Source organism: Arthrobacter sp. SPT-J7 (genome assembly GCF_059089965.1).
This window is the reverse complement of record NZ_JBNHFF010000247.1, coordinates 1-4,621: the sequence shown is the minus strand read 5'-3', so window position 1 is coordinate 4,621 and position 4,621 is coordinate 1. Positions and strand designations below refer to the sequence as shown.

3 protein-coding genes and 1 pseudogene are annotated in these 4,621 nt (G+C 67.8%); 1 reads left to right on the top strand and 3 read right to left on the bottom strand.

What is annotated here, in order from left to right:
* Positions 1-42: 42 nt before the first annotated feature.
* A complete protein-coding gene (gene clpB / locus AC5RWX_RS30550) occupies positions 43-2,700 on the bottom strand; it encodes an ATP-dependent chaperone ClpB (protein WP_494099957.1) in 2,658 nt (885 codons plus the stop codon).
* A gap of 204 nt (positions 2,701-2,904) precedes the next feature.
* On the opposite strand from clpB, the gene AC5RWX_RS30545 reads away from it, so the two are divergent.
* Positions 2,905-3,240, top strand: coding sequence for a YciI family protein (locus tag AC5RWX_RS30545; protein ID WP_494099956.1), 336 nt, complete (start codon positions 2,905-2,907; stop codon positions 3,238-3,240).
* Between the two features lie 100 nt (positions 3,241-3,340).
* Here the strand turns inward: AC5RWX_RS30545 and AC5RWX_RS30540 are convergent, their stop codons facing one another.
* Positions 3,341-4,399: a sulfate/molybdate ABC transporter ATP-binding protein gene (locus AC5RWX_RS30540; protein ID WP_494099955.1), complete on the bottom strand. Its 1,059-nt coding sequence runs from the start codon at positions 4,397-4,399 to the stop codon at positions 3,341-3,343.
* A pseudogene (locus tag AC5RWX_RS30535) lies at positions 4,396-4,621 on the bottom strand (molybdate ABC transporter permease subunit); the annotation flags it as partial. The gene AC5RWX_RS30540 and the pseudogene AC5RWX_RS30535, both read right to left, overlap by 4 nt.

Sequence of the window (4,621 nt, the reverse complement as noted above, 5' to 3'; positions counted from 1 at the left end):
CTTGGGGCACCAGGGCAGCACGCTCGAGACCAATCCGCGGAACTAAGCCTTCCGGCGGACCACCAGCCCCGTTCCCGGGACGGCGCCGCCGTTGGGCCCGGCGAGGGCCTCCAACCTTTCAATGGTGAGTTCAACGACGTCGGTGGCCGTGTCCACCAGCACCGTGTCCCCGTCAGCGATCTCGCCGGACAGGATGGCCCTGGCCAGGCGGTCGCCGATTTCCCGCTGGACCAGCCGGCGCAGCGGCCGGGCACCGTACGCGGAATCGAAGCCGGACATGGCCAGCCAGGCACGGGCGCCGTCGGTGACGTCGAGGGTGAGCCGGCGCTCGTGCAGCCGCCGGCCCAGTTCGGCCACCTGCAGTTCAACGATGCGGGCCAGCTCTTCCACGGACAGTGGATCGAACAGCACCACTTCATCCAGCCGGTTCAGGAACTCCGGCTTGAAGGAGGCGGTGACGGTGGCCATCACAGCGTTCCGCTTGGCCTCGGCATCCAGCGAGGGGTCCACCAGGAACTGGCTGCCCAAGTTGGACGTCAGTACCAGGATTGCATTGCGGAAGTCCACGGTGCGGCCCTGGCCATCGGTGAGGCGGCCGTCGTCGAGCACCTGCAGGAGGATGTCGAAGACTTCCGGGTGGGCTTTCTCCACCTCGTCCAGCAGGATCACGGAGTAAGGGCGGCGGCGGACGGCCTCGGTCAGCTGGCCGCCCTCCTCGTAGCCCACATAACCGGGTGGCGCACCCACAAGCCGCGCCACCGAATGCTTCTCCCCGTACTCGGACATATCGATCCGCACCATGGCGCGCTCGTCGTCGAACAGGAAGTCCGCCAGGGCCTTGGCAAGCTCCGTCTTACCCACGCCCGTGGGGCCGAGAAACAGGAACGAGCCCGTGGGGCGGTTGGGATCGCTGATGCCGGCGCGGGCGCGGCGGACGGCGTCGGAAACCGCCGTGACGGCCTTCTTCTGGCCGATCAGGCGCTTCCCGAGCTCCTCCTCCATGTGCAGCAGCTTCTGGCTTTCACCCTGCAGCATGCGGCCGGCGGGGATGCCGGTCCAGGCCGAGATGACCTCGGCGATGTCGTCCGCGGTCACCTGCTCCGCAACCATCTGCGCGGACTTGTCCGTGACAGCGGCTTCCGCTTCCGCAGCAGCGTCCAGCTCACGCTCCAGGGCCGGGATCTCGCCGTAGAGGATCCGCGATGCCGTCTCCAGGTCGCCTTCGCGCTGTGCCTTGTCCGCGGTGGAGCGCAGTTCGTCCAGCTTCGCCTTGAGGTCGCCCACCCGGTTGAGGCCGGCCTTTTCGGCCTCCCACCGGGCGTTCAGTGCCGCGAGTTCCTCTTCCCTGTCCGCCTTGTCAGCGCGGAGTGCGGCAAGGCGCTCCACCGACGCGGCGTCGGCTTCGCCTTCCAGTGCCAGCTCCTCCATGGTGAGCCGGTCCACGGCGCGGCGCAGCTGGTCAATCTCCTCCGGAGCGGAGTCGATTTCCATGCGCAGCCTGGATGCGGCCTCATCCACGAGGTCAATGGCCTTGTCCGGCAGCTGGCGGCCGGAGATGTAGCGGTTTGAAAGCGTCGCCGCGGCCACCAGGGCGGAGTCGGCAATAGCCACCTTGTGGTGCGCCTCATAGCGCTCCTTCAGGCCGCGGAGGATGCCGATGGTGTCCTCAACACTGGGCTCCCCCACGTACACCTGCTGGAAACGGCGCTCCAGTGCCGGGTCCTTTTCGATGTTCTCCCGGTACTCATCCAAGGTGGTGGCGCCGATGAGCCGCAGCTCGCCGCGCGCCAGCATGGGCTTGAGCATGTTGCCGGCGTCCATGGAGGACTCGCCGGTGGCACCTGCGCCCACCACCGTGTGGATTTCGTCAATGAAGGTGACGATCTGGCCTTCGGAGTTCTTGATCTCCTCCAGGACGGCCTTGAGGCGTTCCTCGAATTCGCCGCGGTACTTGGCGCCAGCTACCATCGAGGCAAGATCCAGGGCGATCAGGGTCTTGCCGCGCAGGCTTTCGGGCACATCCCCCGCCACGATGCGCTGGGCCAGACCCTCCACCACGGCGGTCTTGCCGACGCCCGGCTCACCAATGATCACGGGGTTGTTCTTGGTGCGGCGGCTCAGGACCTGGACGATCCGCCGGATTTCCGTGTCGCGGCCGATCACCGGGTCCAGCTTGCCTGACCGGGCCATGGCGGTAAGGTCCGTGCCGAACTTTTCCAGGGATTGGAAGGTGTTCTCCGGGTCCGGGCTGGTGACTTTCCGGTCGCCGCGGACTCCGGGCAGGGCGGCGAGCAGGGCCTCATGGGAGGCGCCAGCGTCGCGCAGCAACCGGGCGGCCGCGTCGCTTCCGGCGGAAAGCCCCAGCAAAAGCACTTCGGTGGAGACGAAAGTGTCGCCCAGCCGGTCGGCTTCCTCCTTGGCGTTCTGGATGGCCTGCAGGGCAGGCCGGGACAGCTGGGCTTGCTGGCTGGAAGCGCCGGAGGTGGCCGGCAGCGCTTTGATGGCGCTGCTCGCTTGGACGCTTACGGCGTCCGGGTCCGCGCCGGTGGCTCGGATCAGCGCCACGGCGACGCCGTCACGCTGGTCCATCAGCGCCTTGAGCAGGTGGGCGGGTTCCACCTGAGGGTTGCCGGCCGTGGAGGCGTTCATGGCGGCAGCCGAAAGAGCCTCCTGGCTCTTGGTGGTGAATTTGACGTCCAAAGAGAGCTCCTTTCAAAGCCTGTTGTCTTAGGTTGAGTCTACTACGCTCAACTTTGGTGAGGGTACTTTTATTTCCTGTTTTCCCTGAGCGAACCAGGACGCACGACACGGGCGGCCACCCGTTTCCAGGGCTGCCGATCCGCCCTAGGATCGCCTTGTGACCGGGAGCACGGTGCCGCCGGCGCATGGCAGACGGGACAGGCAATGAAGAAGTTTGTTGTTCTCTACATCGCAGCGCAATCCGCTCAGGCGCAAATGGCAGAAAGCTCGCCGGAGGCAGCCCAGGAGGGCATGAAAGCCTGGCTGGCATGGGCCGAGCGGGCAGGTGAAGGCCTGGTGGACATGGGCAACCCGCTGGGTGCCGGGAAGGAGATCACGGCAACCCGCACGGCGGACGGAAGCACCGGCGTGGCCGGTTATGCGATCCTCCAGGCGCAGGACCTTGCCGGTGCCCAGGCGCTTCTGGACGGGCACCCGCACCTCATGATGCCCGGCGCAAGTATCCAGGTTTACGAGTCCCTGGACCTGCCGGGGATGTAGGTTCCGGGGAGCACCGCGCCGGTTCAAGCAAGGCATTAATAGGGCGGCTGGTGGCTCCCCTATTTTTCGAATATCGCGCCCCAGGCAGCGGCGTGCCCGCTCAAGCAAGGTAAATTGCTACGGCCGTCGCTTTGACGACGAAGTGCACGGGCAGGCCGGGGGCCAGGCCCAAGTCTGCCGAAGCGGCGGGAGTGATATCCGCTGCCAGGCGTCCCGCCCGCACCCGGATCAGGTCGCCGTGCGGTTCGAGGTCCGTGATGGTCACCTCGAAGTAGTTGCGTGGACTGCCATGGGCGTCATCGAGGAAAACGGAAACGGCCGACGGCGGGAACACGGCCACCGCTGCCCGGTCACCTTCCCCCGCCGGGCCTGCTTCCTCCGCATGGCCGGCGATGATCTGGCCGTCTGATGTTCTGAACCCGACCCGGCCGAGAGTTCCAGGAATCAGGTTCAGCCCCGCCAGCCCGGCCGCAAATGTGCTGCGGGGCCGTTCGAGTACCTCGCGGGTCGGGCCTTCCTCTGAGATCCGGCCCCCTTCCAGGATGACCACGCGGTCCGCCAGCATCAGCGCGTCCAGGACGTCATGGGTGATGATGATCGCCGGCTTGTCTGCGAGGACCCGTTTCAGCAGGCGGCGGAGCAGCGGCGCGGACTGGATGTCCAGCGCAGCCATCGGCTCATCCAGGAGGAGGAGTCCCGGGTCCGCGGCCAGCGCCCTGGCCACCGCGACGCGCTGGGCCTGGCCGCCCGAAAGCTCGGCGGGGCGGCGGCCACGGAGTTCCTGGGCTTCCACTTCGGCCAGCCAGCGGACGGCATCGGCCCTCGCCCGGCGCTTCGCCACCCCGGTGCTCCGCGGACCGAAGGCCACGTTTTCCAAGGCGTTGAGGTGGGGGAACAGCAGGGGTTCCTGGGCGAGCAGCGCCGTACCACGGTGATGGGGCGGCGCCCATCGGCTCCTGCCCGGCGAGAGGTCGAACAGCGTCCGTCCGTTAAGCTCCGCCCGCCCGCTGTCCGGCCGCAGCAGTCCCGCGACCACGGCCAGCAGCGTGGATTTGCCCGACCCGTTCGGCCCCATCACCGCAACCGTTTCGCGTGGACCGACCGTCAGTGCCACGTCGAACCCCCGCCCGGCCACGGCCGCCTCAAAGAGGAACGTCACGCGACGTTCCTCACCGCGGCGCCGGCCGTCGTCGTCCGGTGCGCGGACGCCGGGTCTGCCCGCCCGCCGGGCCGGCGGTACGCAAGCGCCACCACGGCCACCGCCACGGCCACCAGCACCAGGGAGAGGGCGACGGCGGCATCCGGGTCAGTTTCACGCTGGAGGTAGATTTCCAGCGGCAGCGTCCGGGTTACCCCCTGGAGGCTGCCCGCAAACGTCAGG